This window comes from Marinagarivorans cellulosilyticus (assembly GCF_021655555.1).
GTDB classification, from domain to species: Bacteria; Pseudomonadota; Gammaproteobacteria; order Pseudomonadales; family Cellvibrionaceae; genus Marinagarivorans; species Marinagarivorans cellulosilyticus.
This window is the reverse complement of record NZ_AP023086.1, coordinates 3,788,705-3,808,211: the sequence shown is the minus strand read 5'-3', so window position 1 is coordinate 3,808,211 and position 19,507 is coordinate 3,788,705. Positions and strand designations below refer to the sequence as shown.

The 19,507-nt window shown below is 46.7% G+C and carries 13 protein-coding genes; 2 read left to right on the top strand and 11 right to left on the bottom strand.

What is annotated here, in order from left to right:
• Positions 1-228 precede the first annotated feature (228 nt).
• The 9 genes from MARGE09_RS15330 to MARGE09_RS15290 form a co-directional block, all read right to left on the bottom strand.
• Positions 229-2,112 (bottom strand): PhoX family protein, encoded by a 1,884-nt coding sequence (locus MARGE09_RS15330; protein ID WP_236983292.1) that lies wholly within the window; start codon positions 2,110-2,112, stop codon positions 229-231.
• Between the two features lie 413 nt (positions 2,113-2,525).
• Complete coding sequence (locus tag MARGE09_RS15325; RefSeq protein WP_236983290.1) at positions 2,526-3,833, bottom strand: TRAP transporter large permease; 1,308 nt, start codon at positions 3,831-3,833, stop codon at positions 2,526-2,528.
• A 3-nt stretch (positions 3,834-3,836) separates the two neighbouring features.
• On the bottom strand, positions 3,837-4,343 hold the full coding sequence (locus MARGE09_RS15320) for a TRAP transporter small permease (protein ID WP_236983288.1): 507 nt from the start codon (positions 4,341-4,343) through the stop codon (positions 3,837-3,839).
• Between the two features lie 10 nt (positions 4,344-4,353).
• Positions 4,354-5,346 carry a TRAP transporter substrate-binding protein gene (locus tag MARGE09_RS15315; RefSeq protein WP_236983286.1) on the bottom strand — a complete coding sequence of 331 codons (993 nt, stop codon included), beginning with the start codon at positions 5,344-5,346 and terminating at the stop codon, positions 4,354-4,356.
• Between the two features lie 660 nt (positions 5,347-6,006).
• A complete protein-coding gene (locus MARGE09_RS15310; RefSeq protein WP_236983284.1) occupies positions 6,007-6,513 on the bottom strand; it encodes a YgjV family protein in 507 nt (168 codons plus the stop codon).
• A 93-nt stretch (positions 6,514-6,606) separates the two neighbouring features.
• Positions 6,607-7,851 (bottom strand): tyrosine-type recombinase/integrase, encoded by a 1,245-nt coding sequence (locus tag MARGE09_RS15305; RefSeq protein ID WP_236983282.1) that lies wholly within the window; start codon positions 7,849-7,851, stop codon positions 6,607-6,609.
• Positions 7,852-8,052: 201 nt separating this feature from the next.
• Positions 8,053-8,928, bottom strand: a complete 876-nt coding sequence (locus tag MARGE09_RS15300) for a HupE/UreJ family protein (RefSeq protein ID WP_236983281.1) — start codon at positions 8,926-8,928, stop codon at positions 8,053-8,055.
• Between the two features lie 434 nt (positions 8,929-9,362).
• Positions 9,363-10,058 carry a response regulator gene (locus tag MARGE09_RS15295; RefSeq protein ID WP_236983280.1) on the bottom strand — a complete coding sequence of 232 codons (696 nt, stop codon included), beginning with the start codon at positions 10,056-10,058 and terminating at the stop codon, positions 9,363-9,365.
• On the bottom strand, positions 10,058-13,303 hold the full coding sequence (locus tag MARGE09_RS15290; RefSeq protein WP_236983279.1) for a ligand-binding sensor domain-containing protein: 3,246 nt from the start codon (positions 13,301-13,303) through the stop codon (positions 10,058-10,060). The genes MARGE09_RS15295 and MARGE09_RS15290 overlap by 1 nt, the downstream gene beginning before the upstream one ends.
• Before the next feature lie 621 nt (positions 13,304-13,924).
• On the opposite strand from MARGE09_RS15290, the gene MARGE09_RS15285 reads away from it, so the two are divergent.
• Positions 13,925-16,525: a DUF1592 domain-containing protein gene (locus MARGE09_RS15285; RefSeq protein WP_236983278.1), complete on the top strand. Its 2,601-nt coding sequence runs from the start codon at positions 13,925-13,927 to the stop codon at positions 16,523-16,525.
• Between the two features lie 19 nt (positions 16,526-16,544).
• The gene (locus MARGE09_RS15280; RefSeq protein ID WP_236983277.1) at positions 16,545-17,828 is read left to right on the top strand and encodes a DUF1552 domain-containing protein; all 1,284 of its coding nucleotides are present in this window, start codon (positions 16,545-16,547) and stop codon (positions 17,826-17,828) included.
• Between the two features lie 420 nt (positions 17,829-18,248).
• Here the strand turns inward: MARGE09_RS15280 and MARGE09_RS15275 are convergent, their stop codons facing one another.
• Both MARGE09_RS15275 and MARGE09_RS15270 read right to left on the bottom strand, forming a co-directional pair.
• Positions 18,249-18,683 carry a group I truncated hemoglobin gene (locus MARGE09_RS15275; protein ID WP_236983276.1) on the bottom strand — a complete coding sequence of 145 codons (435 nt, stop codon included), beginning with the start codon at positions 18,681-18,683 and terminating at the stop codon, positions 18,249-18,251.
• A gap of 16 nt (positions 18,684-18,699) precedes the next feature.
• Positions 18,700-19,476, bottom strand: coding sequence for a DUF3034 family protein (locus MARGE09_RS15270; protein ID WP_236983275.1), 777 nt, complete (start codon positions 19,474-19,476; stop codon positions 18,700-18,702).
• Positions 19,477-19,507: the final 31 nt, after the last annotated feature.

Here is a 19,507-nt window from a genome sequence, read left to right as displayed (position 1 = left end):
ATAAAAAACGGGGTAGTGAAGCCACCCCGTTTGAACCTAGAAACCGCAGTTGAGAGTCAAAAAGATGCGCATTCCGTTGGTGTGTATGGCGTGTAGTAAAAATGTGTAGTCACCTTGTTGGTGATGAATCATTTTTATCGCGCGTCAGGTGCACCAAGGGGATGCGTAGACTTTGATGGTTCAGCTGCGGTTTTTAGGTTGAAAGTAACGCTTATAAATTAAGACTCACTAAGAACCAATAATCCCGCCATCCTTCCTTGTGATTACTAAAGTGCAATCCCTTGGGATGGTGTAGCCGTCTGGCTCTGCAGGGAAGTTGGTGGCGCCTGGGTCACCGTTGCCTGGGTGCTGCAAGTTAACGAACATAGTGCGTTGGTCCGGCGTGACGGTGATACCTGTGACCTCGTCAGAATTAACCCCCGTTAATAAACGGCGCGAGGTTCCCGTTTTGGTATCAATCACAAGCAATTGATCTTGCAGGCCAAACTCTTGACCTCCGTCGGTACCAATAAATAAGCGACCGTACGGATCTGCCCATAGGGCATCTGGGCTTCCGAATGTTTCTTCAGTGCCTAAGGTGGCGCTTGCCAGCATGTAGATTTCCCAAGTAAAAGACGTGCCCGTGTGATGCTCTGAATCCTTCCAGCGAATAATGTGGCCGGTGGAGTTTGGAGTCTCTGGGTTGGCAGCGTTTGGCTCGGTACGGCGACTGTTATTGGTTAGGGTGCAGTACACGTATTCTTCTTGGCCTATGGTGGTCCACTCGGGACGGTCCATTGGAGTCGCGCCTAGTATATCGGCAGCAATACGCGCATAAATTAATACTTCGGCTTGCGAGTTAAAACGCGCAGCCAACATTGGGTTGTCGATGGTAAGCTCTAGCCAATCGCCGGTGCCGTCTTCGTTAAAGCGGGCGACGTAAAGTTTACCTTCGTCTAACGGGCTTACGCCTTCGCGCAACATGCTGCGGTGGTTGCGATCAGAAACAAATTTGTAAATGTAATCAAAGCGCTGGTCGTCACCCATGTAGGCAACGGCTTTACCTTTTTTGCCAATCGTGACGGCAACGGCTTCGTGCTTAAAGCGGCCCATTGCAGTGCGCTTAACGGGTTTTTGACTGGCGTCGAAAGGGTCGATTTCTACAATCCAACCAAAACGATTTTGTTCGTTGGTGTAGTCGGCATCGGAAAGGTCAAATCGTTTATCGAATTTTTCCCAGCCATAGCCAAACCCATTGGCGCTAAAGCCATAGCGGTCTTGTTCTTCGGTACCGGTAAAAGCATCGCCTTCGCTTGAACCAAAGTATCCGTTAAAGTTTTCTTCGCACGTGAGGTAAGTACCCCAAGGAGTGGCGCCAGAGCCACAGTTATTTAAGGTGCCTAAGGCTATGTTGCCGGCCGGGTTTTGAAGTAATTTGGATTTTGCCGCTGGGCCAGAAAACGCCATAGGGGTATTGACGGTGATGCGGCGTGATTTGGCGCTTTTGTAGTTTGTCCACTTGCCATCGCGGCTTTTTTTAATCGCCACCACAGAAACACCGTGTACGTTTTGAGACAGGCGCACGTCTTCTAAACTTTCTGGTGCATCTTTTCCTAATACATGCGAGTTGGATCCGTACTCGTGGTTGATGGCCAAAACGCCTTTGCGGTTGCTGCCGCGAAATGGGAAAAACCACATGCCGTCGTGCCCAATGCCCACTTGCAGGCTGGCCTCTTGGGCCGTTGGTCGAGTGCTTGGATCACCGGTATATTCTTTAACGGTGCCAGGCTCTAGTGCTGTGCCCCAAGGGATGAGTACGTCGTACTGATAATCGTCGGAGATCTCTGGCATGACGTTGTCTAGCTCGCCTACCGAGTTTGGAACTGGCGTAAAGCCTACTTTGCATTTGTGGCTTTTTTTGCCCCACTTGTCGCCCTTATCGCGGAAATTGTCATTACCCCAATCGCCGGCTAACGACTTGGTAGAAAGGAAAGATGTAGCGGCTAAGGTTAATCCCCCGGCAACCACCTTACGGCGTGAAACGAAACCCTCTAAAACGCGCTCGAAAGGTTTATTGCCTGAAAGGTTAACACTGTAATTCTCTTGATCGTCAAACTTTACTTCGTTGCTCATGCTTTTTCCCCGTAATTGGTTAATGGGCATCTCTAAAAATGCACTTTTTTCGCGATAGCGGCGTCAGCTCCGTCCTCGAGTCCTCATTTACACTACGTAAACTGCGGCTCTCCGGGCGGTGCTTCCTTGCTCTCACACAAAAATTACTATTTTAAGTGATGCCCTTATGGCCTGCCTTAAGGTAAGCACACAGTCTTACGGTAGTAAGTTTCATTTTCGTGTCGCTTAAATGACCATTCGGTTACGGTTTGAAAGTTGGGTTCCTCAATTAAAGACTTGTAGCGGTTTGATAACTACCGTGCTTAATGAGTACGGTCAGAAAAGATGCTGGGTTTTGAATATTCATACAAACGAAAAGGCAGCCTCAGATGGGCCGCCTCTTCTTATTCTTAAGTTACCGCTGAGCTGTTTTTTTAGGGCATGTTATACAGGCCAAAAAACTCTGGTAAAAACTCACTTAAGGCAGGGATAAAAATAACTAATAGCAATGCAAATATCATTGCGGCGTACATCGGTAATAAGGGTTTTATTAGTGAGCCAATGGATGTTTTAGCAACACTACAGCCAACAAATAATACGCTACCGACCGGTGGCGTACACAATCCAATGCATAGGTTCATGATCATAATAATGCCGAAATGTAGTGGGGATAGGCCTAGGCTTTCGGCAACGGGGAGCAGTATTGGAGTGAATATCAGCACTGCGGGTGTCATGTCCATAAAAACACCGACCAGCAGTAGAATAATATTAATTGTTAACAGTATGACAAGTGGGTTCTCTGTAAGATTTAGTAATTGGGTTGATAGGTCCTGGGGAATATTTTCGTAACTTAAAATCCAAGACATAGCCGTAGATGTTGCAATAAGCAATAATACAATGGCTGTGGTTTCGCCGGCTTTAACCAGCAGTGGCTTTAAATCACCCCATGCAATTTCCTTATACACCACAAGCGAGAGGAAGCCGGCATACAAAACAGCAATAACGCTGGCTTCTGTTGCGGTAAAAATGCCTTTAATGATGCCGCCAATAACAATAAAGATGAGCGCAAGGCTTGGGATTGCCTCCCAGCTGCGAAGGGCGACATCCTTTAAACATGGACGTTCGCCCACAGGAAACTTTTTAATGCGGGCGTAAATAGCGCAAACAATCATCAGAAAAGCCGCCATCAGTAAGCCGGGAATATAGCCTGCTACAAATAATGCCGCAATGGAGACGCCACCACTGGCAAGGGAATAAATAATTAAAATATTACTTGGTGGAATTAATAGGCCAGTAGTGGACGAGGCAACAGTGATCGCGGCATTGAAGTTTTTATCGTAGCCCTCTTTATTCATTGTTGGAATCATAAAGCTACCAATAGCCGAGGTGGCGGCGACGGCAGAACCTGAAATTGCACCAAATAACGTACAGCTGATAACATTTACAAAGGCAAGGCCGCCAGGAAACATACCAATAAGCACCTTGGCAAACTCGACAAGGCGCCTAGCTATACCGCCTTGGCCCATTAACAACCCCGATAAAATAAAGAAGGGGATGGCCAGTAGCGAAAAGCTGTTTAACCCACCGCCCATGCGTTGCGCAGTGGTTGTTACGGCAGGGATAAAATCAATACTCACCAACATGGTCAGTAATGTCGACACCCCGATACTAATAGAAACCGGCGTACCGATAATCAATAAAAAAGTGAAGCTAATGACAAGAATAAGAATAGACGGATCCACGACTTACACCTTTGAGTTATTGTTGTTTTCTGAATGTGATCCAGCATGGATGAAATTATCGAATGCAAACCAACAAATAAATAAGCCGCTTATTGGGATGCAGGCATAAACCCATCCCATCGGTATACCCAGTGCAGCAGAATTTTGTTTAAGGCTTAGGGTCAGTGCCATTAATTTATATCCGCCAAACACCATCACGCATAAAGCAAACGTAAAGGTTACGCATTGAATAAACCGGTTTAATCGAATTTGAGCGGCCGGCGAAACGGATTTAATCACTAAGTCTAAGCTTAGATGAGAGTGCTTGCGGTAGGCATAGGCTGCACCGAGCAAACCTACCCACATTAAAAGAAAGCGTGCGAGCTCCTCTGTGTAGGAGCTTGGGTCGGCTAGCGCGAAGCGCGATATCACTTGCCACAGTACATCTATTACCATGGCAGCCATTAGGAAGGCCAAAAAATTAGAAAGGGCTTTTTCTAGCCTTGTTGAAATAAGAACGACGGTAGACATGCGTTACACTCTATTTGCGGAGTAATTTGATTTTATTAATAATGTCTTTATTGATTTGGGGTTGGTTCTGGGCAGCAGAGGCCGCCGCGGATTGAACCTTTTGTTGGTAGGGCGCTTTATTTGGCCTGATGATTTCCACACCGGCGGCTGCTACGGCTTCAAGCGCTTCTTCTGTGGCTTCGGCCCATAACTTACGTTGATAGACAACTGATTCGTCCATTGCGCTTTGTAGCCAACCCTGTTGTTGTGGGTTTAGGTGGTCCCATGTGTATTGGCTGATAAGGATAATATCCGGCACCATTGTGTGTTCATCGAGGGTGTAATACTTTGCCACTTCGAAATGCTTTGATGACCAGAAACTAGGAGGGTTATTCTCGGCACCATCAACAACACCTTGTTGTAGCGCAGTATAAAGTTCGCCCCACGCGATAGGTGTGGCGCTGCCACCTAGGGTGTTGACCATTTGAATCGCTGATTGACTTTGCTGTACGCGTATTTTTAGGCCGGCCAAATCATCGGGAGTGTGTATGGGTTTGTTGACGCTGTAAAAGCTTCGGCTGCCTGCATCGTAAAAACCAAGGCCACGCAAAAACACAGATTCACCCGAAAGTAAGATGTGGCGGCCTACATCCCCATTAAGCGTTCGCCAAAAATGATCGTTATCTTCAAACAGGTAAGGGGTGCTGAATACTTTCATTTCGTCGATGAATTCTTCTAGCGGGCTAGACGAAACTTTTGTCATGGCTAGGCTGCCGATTTGTAAAAGTTCGATTAATTCGCGCTCGCCACCAAGCTGGCCGCTAGGGTATATATCGATAGCCATAGCGCCATAAGACTTTTCCTTAAGTCGCTCGGCCATATAGATAAGCGCTTTATGCACTGGGTGATCGATATTTAATGTGTGGGCAAGCTTAAGCGTTTGTTGGCGGTCGTTCTTTTGGCATGCGCCGAGCAATAGCAAAAGTGTAACGGAAGCGAAAATGGTGAAAATTGGTTTAATCATGAATGTGTGCCGCATATTTATAGTTGGGTGCTACCACTTGGGAGTACACCTTTTATTTTCTTGCGATGGATTATTTGGTGGTAAAACTTATAGGGTTACGCAATGTTAAAAATTGGTAAGGCCATATTAGCCGCCACAGAATTTTTCCTCAACCTTTAAGATGCTAAAGAAGCGATTTCTATTTAATCAACATAAAAAAGGCCCCTTAAAATAGGGGCCTTCTATTCATATTAGTCGCAGGCTGTGACTGCATTGGCGTTGCCGGCGAGCGCCTAGGGCACTGTTACAAATAGCGCGCCCGTGGTATTCCAAAAAGGCGTCTCGCCCTAGTGTTTTGGCTGAGTTAAGGGGCGCTAGGCCATCTTTGCCTGCAGTAGCCAATACGTAGTTGATGTAATCAGATTTGCCCGCTATATATTATCTAAAACACAATCGTATCGGCAAAGCGCACTAGGGTGTAGTTGCTCTAGAAAAAGCCGTCATCAAACTTCTCGTGTGTTAAGTCGCGCCAAGGATCTATAGCCACTGTCCGACTGTCGTGCCATCATATCGACACCTCGGGCCAAACACTGTGACCGCTATCGCATATTGGTATGACCAAAGTATTGGTTTTGGCTTTCCAAAGTTGCTGGGCGGGTTCATTAAAACCGTTAAATTGCGCTAATGCTGGGGTTTTAGTGCAGTCAAATGTAGCCTGCGTATGGTGTTTAGGTTAACAACCAAAAGCGACAGTTCCAGCAAACTACCGCCGATCGAGCCAATCAGCACGTTGTTGATCAGCCAGCACAGGGTGCCGCCTAGCAGTGCTACCCGCATGGGGATGCCATTAAGGCAAAAGAGTGCGTAAGTCCCGATAGATGCGCCAATTACCGGCAGCATATCTAGCCAACTTTGCGCGGCATAAGCACCAAAAACCAGTACCCCCAGAATAAAAGCATAGGCAACATACTTTGATGAGGTGTAAAGCGACGCACCGGTGCGCACAGCCGAAAATAGGGCGGCAATGACGGAGGTTGTAGCGCCAAGTAGCGCAAAGTGCACTGCATTATTAAGGGTAACGGCCAGCATTACGTATTTGAGGCGAGCATCGTCTTTTTGAAAAAAACAAAAAAGGCCGAGCGCAAAACTTAGCATGCCCAAGGCCTGCGCCCAAAATTGGTCTACCACTGTGTGCTTCTCGCTTTAGCTTTGATGGGCGAACATTCTAGCGCTTGAGTTAGCAATTAGCCAAAATATTTGGTCAGGCCGAAAATTGGCCTGTTAATCAACTTTGCGGTGCTTGCCGCTTTCGGCCCGAATGCGGTTCTCTGTTTGCACGTAAACGGTATCTGTTGTAGCCATGCTTGCGTGACCTAAATCTTCGGATAAGTCCTTTAATGCGCGGCCGCGCTCTACTTCCATGCTGGCACCGGTATGGCGCAACCAATGGCTAGAGGCCTCTTTAAGCTTGCGGGCATTATCTTCACCTTCTACACGACACATTTTTTCGTAGGCCAAGTCGAATATATCTTGCACGATGCGCGATAGCTGGCGCGAGGTCATGCCGCCGCGGCCTCGCAGTTTTTCAACGATGGGCTCGTTTTCACCCGAGGAGGGCAAAGGGCTTAGTCCCCGGTAAGCGCGGTAGCGTTTTAAATAATCAATAAAGCTATCTGGTACAGTAATGTCGCGCAGCTTACGGCCTTTGCCATAAATTTTTAACCACCAGTTTTTATCGGCATCTTGCCAAAAATGGCTCATCAGTGGTGACCATTGTGCCCGCTCAGATAATTCGGATATCCGTAAAAACAATGTTTTAAGGGCAGAGATAATAAATAGGCTGCGCTCGTAGTCTGGATCTTCGTTGGCTTTTGCCAAGGTAACGGCGTGCACATATTGCCATTGCTCCTGCGTAAGCCGCCTTACCTCCTTTACCTGTGCATCCTTTATAAAATGCCTGCAATCGGTTTTGGCGATTTGCGCTGGGTTGCCATAAAGGTATTCTTCATTCATTAGGTACTTATAAAAGGCAATGATGGCCGTGAAGGTGGCGGTCAATGTTTGCTGGGAGGGTTTATATTTTTTTTTGTCAGGCGTAGCTTTGTTAAGGTCTAGCCCTTTAGCTAACTTTAATTTAAATGGCGCCCAAGCTGGGTTCTGTATATAGCGGCCATTTTCAAACAGGAATTTTTCGTGGTTGGCTAGGCAAATCCAGTTAACCGGTGGCTGCCAGCAAAAGTCGGCATATTCTAGAATATCGGCTTTTCCCAGCTGCGACATGGGTTTTAACTTAATTAAAAAAAGCCACAGTAAAAAGCGCTCTACCTCTGTGCGAAAGCGGGTAAAGGTATGCTCGGATTTGTTGCGCCCAGTATAATTTAAAAACTCCAAACCCCATTGCCAATGCGGCATACGCCAATCGTCGCCGCTGCTTAAAAAATGTTCAAGTTGGTTAAACTCCTCAAAGGCAAAGTCCTTGAAATCTTTATAGCTTGGGTAAAGCGCAACGGGGGTAGGGATTGCCATAATAAGCCTTATTTTGAATGGACTAACTGTTAGCTCGGGGATTGTGACTCGAAGGCGTCTCTGAAAGTAGTAATTTTTTGTGAAAGCCAGAACAAAAGTTGCTCCCCTAACGGTAAAAACCGTCGTTTGGCTAGGTAAGCAGGCCTCGCCGCCAAAGCGGGAGCTATAGGTCTGGCGGGCCTTAGCTTTAATTTGTTGGGATTAGTGGGAGTGATAGTGTTCGCCATCGTGTGAATGCTCGTCAGGTTGATATTTTTGCTCTTTTTGCTGTTCGGGTAATAGCCCAGGAAAGCTGTTGGTGCCGAGGTCGAACGTCTTAGGGGTGTTTGATATAGGCGCCAATGTTCGCTGCATATCTTCGTGAGCGTGATGGTGATCATCCTGATTCAACGGAAAGTCGTGGGGATGTGCCGTGTGTAAGTAACCGTGTAATTGCATCAACAATAACAACCCACCGGCCATCATTAATGCCGCATTGGCCGCTTTGCTAAATCGATGGAACGATGCCGTTTTTCGCCACGCGAGCAAAATAACGAACATCACGCACAATGCAATGATTTGTCCCACTTCAACGCCGATGTTGAAAGATAGGATTTTCAACACAAGGCCATTATCGCCCAAGGGCAATTGTTGCAGTCGTGTCGATAAGCCAAAACCATGGATTAAACCGAATATAAACACCATCGAGGTTAAATTCGGCGAAGACATTTGGAAATATTTTTTAAAACCATCGAGGTTGTCAAACGCTTTGTAACATACCGTTAAAGCGATAACAGCATCAACCAAATAGTAATTGGCGGTGATTCCCCATAGTGTTGCCAATACCAACGTAATTGAATGGCCAACGGTAAACGCTGTAATAAATTTTAAAATATCGCGAAACCGCGTTAAGAAAAACATCACCCCGAAAAGAAACAGCAAATGATCGTAGCCAGACAACATATGCGTCGCACCCAGATGCATATATTCTAAGTGCCCCGCGTTGAGTATTCTGGCTTGATCTTCAGCGGACATGCCGTGTGAAATAGCATTGGCGCTGAATACGCACAGCAAAGCCATCGTTAGTAGTCTAATCATACAATCCTCAAATGATGTTATAGGCATCTCTTAAAAAGCGCTTTTTTTGTGATCTTACCTGATTTAGCTGTGGAAATTTATAGTCAATAGCCCAGGAGTTAATGTAGTGGGCAACCTGTAGCGCGAGCGCAAGCGTGGACGAGATAATATAACGAATAGTTTACTGGATGAGAAAACGAATGCTACTAACCCATCAAGAAAAGCATCCAGCCGTAAGTACGGGTGACCAACTGTATCGGCTCAAAGGATTAGGGTTGATTGCTGGTGGCCTCAGCGCACAGACCCTTTCGTTCTACGAAAACTTGCCCAAGCCAAATCGCTAGCCATCTTAACTAAACTGAAGGCGAAATCAAACAGCATTCAAATCTATTCGATTAAACCGACAGGGTTATATGCGAAGGGGTAAACCTAATACTTTGCCGGTCGATCCTTCATTAAAGGCCCTCTATTTTATAACCCACGCCATATACCGATTGAATAAGCTCTATATCAGGGGCAATGGCCTTCATTTTTTTACGCAGGTTCTTGATGTGGCTATCAATGGTTCGGTCATTGACGATCCGGTGCCCAGGGTAGACGTGATCGAGCAACTCATCGCGGCTAAAAATTCTCCCCATTTGGTCAGACAGTGTCGTCAACAGTTTAAATTCTACGGGTGTTACTTCTAAATCAACTGATAGAAAAGTGGCTTTGAATGTTTTGGGGTCAAGGTGAAGGGGGCAGTTGTTCGCGTCTTCTGGGGGGGCTGTAATATTGGGTGTTCTATTTAAGATGGCTTTCACCCGATAAACCAATTCACGAGGGCTAAAAGGTTTACAGATATAATCGTCGGCACCTAAATCAAAACCTTCTAAGCGATCGTTCTCCTCGACTTTGGCAGTTACCATAATAATGGGTACTTGGGATAAAGCACGAATGCTTTTGCAAAGTTTAAAACCGTCAGTGCCTGGCAGCAATACATCCAGTAATACTAATGCAGGTTGTCTTTGTGTAAAAACATCAAGTGCTTTAGCTCCATCGCTTACCCAGTGGGTAGCAATATCGCTGGCGTTTAAATAATCAACGATTAAGTCGGCTATTTTTTGCTCGTCCTCAATGATGAGCACTTCTTTACCTTCAAAGTTAGACATTATATTGATGAACTTCCAAAATAGGGGAATTCTACCTTTATGCGCAGCCCTCCCAGCGGGGAAGGGTGCGCGCTAATATTTGCCCCGTGCGCCAGGGCGATGTTTTTACAAATAGACAACCCCAAACCCGAACCTCCGTGCTCCCGATTGCGGGAGGTGTCAACGGTATAAAAGCGCTTGAAAATATCATTCAAGGCGTATTTTTCAACGGCTGGGGCAGTATCAGAAAAATCGACAATCACTTGTGCATTTTTTTTGTAGGCGCTAATGGCTAGTGTTCCTTCGCTGAATGTATAGCGAAAGCTATTTTCTAATAAATTTAAAAACAATTGGTGTAAGCGTTGTTGGTCGCCCTCCACAAAAAGCCCCTTAGCCGCTATATTCAGTTTAAGCTCGATGGATTTTTGTTCGAATTTAATTTGCATTTGGGAAACAGCTAGGGTTAATACCTGACTAATATCCACTTTTTTCATATTACATTGCATAGCGCCGGAATCGGAAAGGGCTAAATCGTAAAGGTCATTAACAATTTTTTTGATCATCGTAACTTCACTGCGTATAGATTCAACGGTTGCCATGCTCAGCGGACGTATGCCGTCCTGTACCGCTTCGACCTCGCCGGTAAGGATTGACAAGGGTGTGCGTAACTCGTGCGAAATATCGGCCATAAAGTCTCTTCGCAAGGCTTCGCGCACTGCATTTAAACGAATGATTTCGGCGTTTAGCAACTTTTCTTTTCGGTATTTTAAACGCTGCGCATGTAAATACAAAAGTGCCTGCAATATTAGTATTGCCAACAGAATATAGCCTACATAAGCCCACCACGTTTGCCAGGGGGCAGGGTTTATTGTTATGGCTAGGCTGTCTTGTTGGTCGCTCCAGTTACCGTGCTGGTCTTGCGCTTTAACATGAAAGGTGTATTTCCCCGCAGGAATATTGGTATAGGTGGCCGAGTGGTTTTTGCCAATATAATTCCATGTCGCGTCATAACCTTCTAGCCTATAAGCATATTGGTTCCAGCGCGATAATGGATAACTAAGGCCGGCAAAATTAAGGGTAAACACATCATCTGTGTGGCGTAAAGTGATGGCTTTGGCCTGTAAAATACTTTTATTTTCCAGTGGGTATTCACCGGCTTTAATCGTTTTGTTGAAAAGCTTTAAGCCCGTAATGTGTACGGGGAAGTGCTGTATTTTCGATTTTAAACTTTGTACATTTAATATGCTCAACCCTTTAGCTGCACCGGCGTATAGCGTACCGTCGCTATCAATAAATCCCGCTCCGCGGTTAAAATTACTATCGGCTAGACCGTGGGCTTTATTAAAAACTTTGACCGCTTGATTCGTTTGATTAATACGCGCCAAGCCATTGCGGGTAAATAGCCATATGTCGCCATCGGGAGACTGCTGAATTTTCGTTATATTATTTGAGGGTATCCCTTGCGCTAACCCTAAGTGTTTAAAGTGCTGACTTTGGGGGTTATAGATATAGACTCCTTGATCCTCTGTGCCGACCCAAATGTTATTGCGGTTGTCTTCAAACAAGCTACGAATTCGGAAGCTCGATATAGTGCTTGGATTAAAACTTTCGCTAGACAATTCGACCAATTCCCCTGCGGGCGCCTGCCGATAAAGCCCCCCAATAGAGGCGATCCACAAGTTATCTTTGCTATCGCGCAATACGTTGTATACATGGGTGCCATTAAACGCGGAACCGCCATCAACTAGATGGATACGGCTAAATGATTGCGTGTCAAAGCGGAATTGTAATATCCCTTGAACCCCTTCAGATGCGAATAAAATGTGCTCGCTTTCGGGCAATATACCCCAGAATCTTGCTGCATCTACAGTGTTTGGGTTTGTCTTTGATGGCGCGAAATGGGTCACTTGCTGATTTTGAGGGGAAACGCGATACAGGCCTTCCCCCCAGGTGCTGAACCACAATTGCCCCTTATGATCCTCTGCTATATAAGTGATTGGTACTTGGGGAATTGCCCATGCTTGGCTTCCGTCTGAATAGTTTTCGAAGGTATAAGCGGTTTTGTTAAAACGATTAAGTCCTTTTTCAGTGCCAATCCAAATTGATTGTTGCGAATCTTCAAAAATACTTAATATGCCATTGTCATTCACACTGTGCGTGCTGCTGGAATTTGCATAGAACTGATTTACATCGGCGCTGCTGCGATTAATTAAATCAATGCCTTCTGGGTATAAGCTTACCCAAAGGTTGTTGGCGCTGTCTTCGTACACGGTTGTTGGTTTATTACTTGCAATACTATTGCGATTGTTCACATCGTGGCGATAAGCAAAGAAGCTATCGCTGTCGGCGTTGTAGCCCAGTAAGCCACCGCCATCAGATGCCAGCCAAAGCTGCCCGGTAGAATCTAATTTGATAGACCAAATATACGAGCTACCTAAATTGTAGCTGTCATCGTCATTCAAATAATGTTGAAACGTTTTTTTGTCTTTTAATAGTTTGCTAACGCCACCTTGGTGCATGCCAAACCACAGATCCCCTTGTTTATCCATTGCTATCGTACGCACATCATTGCTTGGCAATAAATTAGGTTGTGCAGGCGTATTCATGTAGTGCTCGAAAAACCCCGTACTCGGGGAGAAATGAATTAGCCCAGAAGCTAAACTGCCGAGCCAAACGCTGTTTGCTGATTCAAAAAAAATTGCGCGAAATTCATTGCTGCGGTTGTGGTATTGCGACTTAAGCGGGGAGCTAAGAAATGTTATATCCGTACGCGCTGGGTTAATAATGGCAAGCTCGCTACTAAAGCCAATATACACCTCATTATTGGGGCTAACATTTATTGCGCTTGCATTGCGCGAAAGCGCTTGCCCCGTGTGTAGGCCAAATGGTTTAAATTTGTCAGTATTGGCTACGTATTGGCATACGCCTTTTTCAGTAGTGATCCAAAGTATGCCGTCGAGATCAATGGCCATCCCGGTAATAAAACTTGAACATATACTCATCGGGTCGAGCTGGTAAGGGTAAAGTTGCGTGCCGTCATAACGATAAAGGCTATCACCGGCAAACCACATCATGCCTGCGCTATCTTGAATAATATGCGGCAGGTTGCTGTGAGGCGAAATACCGTCTGGAAATGCTTCAAAAACATGCTCAAAGCGCAAGAGGGAGGAGTGCTTGGGTACAGGGGATTGTTGTGCGTATGCGATTAATGGCACCAACAACAAAAAAATAACCCACGCGATTAAGCGGCATAAATGGAGCTTCAAATATCTATTCCTAAATCATCTAACGAGCCACATTGCTTTACTTGCGAGGCTATTGGTTTCATACGCTTTTACTACCCATCGGCAGTGTTTGTGATACTGCGCGGTTTGTAATCTCAATAAAACGGTGCGCGACGGTATTCGGCTTGCGTGCTTAGAATTATTCACAAGCGCCTTAATGAGCATATTCTCGCTTTGTGTAAATGCAAGGCAAACGTTTTACGCAATAGCAGCTAGCGGCTGTGCGCGAACTCTCAAATAAACGTAGGGCTATTGGTCTCCATATTGTGTGCACATTTAACGGTTAGCCTTAGGGTGCGATGGCATTGCCAATATGCCTGAAATGCTGACTGCGAGGGCTTGGCTCTGTACCCATAGGCTTTGGATGCGGCTCACAATGTAGCGCAAGCGCCTTATTTTACCCGACACTTTATGCCCGCCACGCCGCTAGAAACTTACAAATATCGACTCGGTGTGCGGGGCTTCACAAATCAAATCCTTTCTCTTTTTTTCTCCACATTGTGTGCACATTTGCTCCTTAGGCTCGCAGGCAGCAAGGTTTACTTTCTTTAAAAGCGCGCCTTAAGGCACGCAAAACAATAAAAACACGTTGGGGTGTTCTACATGGTGAATCGTTATTCAAACTTTTCTCGAACAATAAGGCAGGTAGCTATTGGCTGCGCCTCGTTTGCGCTGGCAGGTTGTGTTGCAGGGCCGGGTACCGAAACAAGCAGCTCTGAAGCCACTGCGGTATCGAGCGTTGCGTCGAGTGTTGCGCTTAGCTCGAGTATGGCCAGTAGTAGCCAGCCAATGATGCCGGTGGAAACGTCAAGTTGTGATCAACCGGTTAATATCGCGGCGGGCCTAGCTGGCGTAGGCTCCAGTATTGATACCAATACGGATGATACCAGCCCCAATTTTGCCTTTGATCAAAACCCTGCAACGCGCTGGTCTAGCGCTTATACCGATAACGAATGGTTGTCTGTCGACTTAGGTAGCGAAGCCGTTATTTGCAGTTTTGCCATTAATTGGGAAGATGCCTACGGCACGGTTTATAACTTAGAAACCTCTATGGATGGCAGTAACTGGCAAACAGTGTATGCCGAGGTGAACGGTAATGGCGGCCAAGATACCATCACATTGGCAGCGCCTGCTCCTGCACGCTATGTGCGCTTTAAAGGCGTCGAACGTGGAACCCAGTGGGGTTACTCATTTTGGGAACTTGAAGTTTTAGGGGCATATGATGGCCCGCCGGTTGCCCAGATTACTGCACCAAACAGCGCGATTATTGGTGAAAGCTTAAGTTTTAGCGGCGCCGCAAGTGTTGACCCTGGCGGTAATATTGTTAGTTACGCGTGGAACTTTGGTGATGGCAACAGCGCGCAAGGCCCCGAGGCCAGCCACAGTTTTAGTGCAGCAGGCAGCTATAACGTGACCTTGAGCGTAACCGATAATGACAACAACCTTAGCCAGCAAACGCTTACCGTAAACGTGCGCGAAAACGTTATGGCCGGTAAAGGGCAGTACGATGAGCAGTGTGCGCTTTGTCACGGAGATAACGGTGAGGGGACTGATTTTGGTACACCGCTAAGTGCGGCTAAATGGCAAGACAATGTCGCTGGCTTAGCACAAGCGATAGACCTAACCATGCCTAAGGGGAATATTCAAAAATGCCAAGGCAGCTGCGCCACAAACGTTGCCGCCTACATCATGACATTTGCCCCTGCGAGCGCAATGGACTGCGACAATAAAGAAGCGCCATTACCGCGAACCTTGCGCTTGCTGACCAACCGCGAATACCAAAACAGCATTAATGATTTATTTTCGGTGCCGGCTCTAACGAACATTACCGCGAGCTTCCCCGGTGGTGTTCGCGTGCACGGCTTCGACAACAATGCTTTTGCCGAAAGTGTTAGCGAATCGCGCATAGGCGTATATTGGGATGCCGCCAATACGGTGGCAAACAGTGTTATAGAAAGTCGCTTTAATGCCGTTGTGGGTTGTGACCAACTTAATGCCAACTGCGCAGGTACTTTTGTTGCCGATATGGGGCGTAAGATCTTCCGTCGCCCATTAAGTAATGAAGAACAGGGCGCTTATGTTGATATTTTCTTGAGTGGTGGCAATGCTCGCGAAGGTGCTGCAAAGGTGTTAAAAGGCTTTTTAATTTCGCCAAACTTTTTATATCGACCAGAGCAAGGCGTTGCTGATGGTGATCACTTCCGATTAACGCCATGGGAAACGGCTACATTACTGGCTTATACTTTTACAGGTTCCACCCCAGACAATGCCTTGCTAAGTGCAGCACAAAATAACCAGTTGCAAACGCGCGCGCAGTTAACCGCACAAGTTCAGCGTTTATTGAGTTCACCCAAAGCTAACGCGGCGATTATCGACTTTGCTAGACAGTGGTTAATGCTGTTCGATTTTAAAGATGTGAGTAAAGACACCCGTGTATACAGTGACTTTACACCGGCTGTAAAAGCCGGCATGGAAGAAGAGTTTCAGCAATTTATGCAAAGCGTCTTATTGGGTGAGGCTACGCAGTTCAGTGATTTATACGTGAGCAATCACACCTACGCGAATGCAGCGCTGGCTAACTACTACGGTTTAAATGGCGCTACTGCAACGACGTCACGCATTGATACTAATGGGGAGCGCGGCGGCATTTTAAAATTAGGCGCGCTGCTTGCTCGTCAAGGTAAAGCAAACGATACCTCGCCAGTATTGCGCGGTGTATTTGTGCGCAAACACTTGCTATGCCAGCCCATGCCACTGCCCGATGCAACCTTGGAAATTAACATTCCCATGCCGGTGCCCGGTGTGAGCCCGCGCGAGCGTTTCTCGCAGCACTCAGCGGACCCTTCTTGTGCATCTTGTCACCAATACATAGATGATGTGGGCTTTGGTTTTGATACCTTTGACGGTGCCGGTAAAGCCGTTGCCAACCCTGATGATGTCGGGGTTTTAACAGGCCTTAACGAACTTACAGCGCCCGATGCGCACCCGTTTAAAGGCGTGCACGAGCTATCGGTTATTTTATCTGATGCCAATAGTGCGGCAGCTTGTGTAATCGAAAACTTCCAGATTTATGCCACCGGGCAAGAGCACCAAGACGCCTGCACCGTACAAACTACGGCCGAGCGCTGGCGCAATGGGGGCTATAGCTTCCAGCAACTTTGGCAGGAAATTGTTTCTGCTAATACCTTTTTAATTCGCGAATAATGGCCCGGGAGATAACACCATGAAAAGACGTGATTTAGTAAAATTGACCACAGCGGCGTTCGCGAGCGTTCAACTTCCTTTGCACTTAACTTTGGCGCGCTCGGCAATGGCGGCGGTATCCGGTACGCGCCCTAAGCGTGTGATGTTTGTTTTTACACCACACGGTGGTGGCCCATCGTGGGATCAGCCCAATTTGTGGCACCCTAACGACCAGCTATCGTTGAATGAATTTTCGCGACCGATGGAAAGCGTAAAAAACCGCATGCTATTTATCGATGGGATGTCCATGTATGGCAACCCTTACAATATTGGTGACGGTCATAAACAAGGTAACCGCAAAGCGCTAACGGCAAATGGTAATGATTCACTCGATATTGTTATTGGCGACCACTACCGTAACGAAACGCCTTTTGGCTCGGTGCAAATGGGGGTTATGCCCAACCGCTTCGACCACCACGATACGTCGTCTTACCGCAATGGTCAGCAGGTTCCGGTGTGGGATAACGCTAAAGCCCTGTATAACCAGCTTTTTTCGGCCGGTGGTGGCAACAATACGGCCGCCGGCAACCCTGATGCGAACGTCTTATCCAACGCCGCTGCAGAATTGGCGCGCTTGCAGCGTCAATTAGGTCAGCTCGAGCGCGAGCGCTTAGAGCAACACGCCGATGCGTTATCCCAATTAGAGCAACGCTTAAACGCAATACCCAGCCAAAATTGCTCAGCGCCTGCTGTTAATTTTAATGGGGTGCCCGATAACAACCCGAACGCCGAAAATAGCATTAATGAAATATCGCGCGCGATGCAAGAAATTGCTGCGCAAGCGATTTCATGTGACCTAACGCGAAGCATTAATTTCCTTTTTGGTCACGAAGCAAACGGTATTCGCTTACCAGGGTTTAGTGCCTACGATCACGATGCATCCCACAATGATCTTAATGGTGAATGGAAGCGCTATCGTATTTATTGGGCCGAGCAGCTGAATAATTTGATTACAACGTTGGCCACGACACCAGATGGTCCAGATTTTGTATTGGACAACACATTGGTAATGCATTACAGCGAAATTGGCCATTCGAATAGCCACGACTTTAATCGCATACCGTTTTTCTTAGCGGGTGGCGACGCTTTTGGTTTGCAAACCGGCAAGAAAATCACCTATAACTACAACGGTAATTACGACCCTAATGGCGAACCGCATTCACATTTATTAGCGACCATTGGCCAGCGCATGGGGTTAAACATGACCCGCTTTGGCGATGGCAACCGCACGCTAAATAACGAAAGCGAAATATTTTCTAGCTAATTAAAATCGTTGTTATTCTACAGGGCACCTCTAAAAATAGTGATTTTTTAGTGAGAGCAAGGGCAGAAGTTGCTCCCGGCAACTTTCTGCATTTCCTCCGTCCGTGGCAATGTCATTAACTTAGCGGCAGCCGACAATTTTTCTGGACTCGCTCAAGCCAACCCATGGACGCTCCGCACGCGCTCCCGGGGCGTGAGGGTCCTGAAAAATCACCGCCTACCGCTTAGCCTGCCTTAAGTTAATGACATTGCCGTCCGTGGCGGTCAAGCACCGCCCGGGCGACTGAATGGATTCAGGAGGTAGAGGGACGCATCGGTACAGGATGTACCTTATTAGAACGGCGCAGGAGCTGAATGTCGAGGATCAAAAAACTGTAAGCCGCTATCGCGGAAAAAGTGCATTTTTAGAGATGCCATAGCGTTAACGATAAATAATGTCTTGGCGGAGCGGCGCAAGTTTTTTTAGTAAGGCATTTTGTGTTGTGTTTTTAATGCCTTGTTGCGTCATTGCGTCAACTAGAATATCCACTAGGTGATTAAAGTCGGCCTCATTGATGTTCATGCCCGTATGAACATCAATCATTGTGTCGCCGTCATAGGTGCAGGGGCCATCGGCAACGTGGCAAAAGTGCAGGTACAGTTTTTGTCTAAAGCGGCTAACTTTTGTTTCAGCAAAATAATCGAAAATTTTCGGGTCTTTACCTATGGCGGTAATCATTTTATCAACCAAAGATTGAACGCCTTGTTCGCCGCCTAATGCAATAAATAAATTTTTCTGCGGTGTTGTAGCACAAGCGCTGCACAGGCTAATTATCACAACGGCAGCTAGCTTTAAAACAATGTGTGACAGCTTCATGCATAGATCTCCATGATTAATAATTGGCCATCAAGGATAAGTGCCAGCCGGTTTGATCCTGTATTCCGGCAATTTCACCAAGATCTAAAAAGGCCGCGGTGACATTAACACGCTTATTTGGAAACCAAGCGATGAATAAGTCGACCCAATCGTCTTCTGGGATGGTTAAGTTATTAGGCTTTTGTCGATACTCAAGGCCTATTGCCCAATGCTGATTAACAAATAGGGCACTAGAGGCTTCTATTTGTAGTTGGCGGCCATAACTTTGGCTACCAAAGCCTAGCAGCCCTAGCTGGTTAGCTTGTGTGCTACGCAAGGTAATATTCCAAAAAGCATTGCGCCCAGCAATAGCCGCTAAGTGTAATTTACTGGCAGCAATGTATATATCTGTGCCTTTATCACTCGTGGAACCAAAGGCATCAACGACCCAAGGATCTTTCAGCGTTTTGGCTTGCACCCCTAAACTGATTTGCGGCCACCGGCTATAAATAATATCGCCATAAAGGCGCAGCTTGGCACTGATTATTTGCTGGCTAATATCAACATTGAGAGGCTCTACTGTAAAGTTCTGCTGGGCCACAGCAAGTTCTAAACGGTCAAATATGTTGACTTGCAAGCCACAATTATTCAGGCTGAAATCTTTAACATTAGACTGGCTACAATAGCCACTAGCCGATATTTCGTCGCGGCTGGCATAACCGGCAAGCTGAGCCCAAGGTACGATGCCGCCGCCGGCTGCGCCTTCTATGGTGGCAACGCCTGGGGTGCCTAGAAGCTTACCATTCGCGGCCATAGCCAAATTGCTTATTAACAGCCAAACAAAA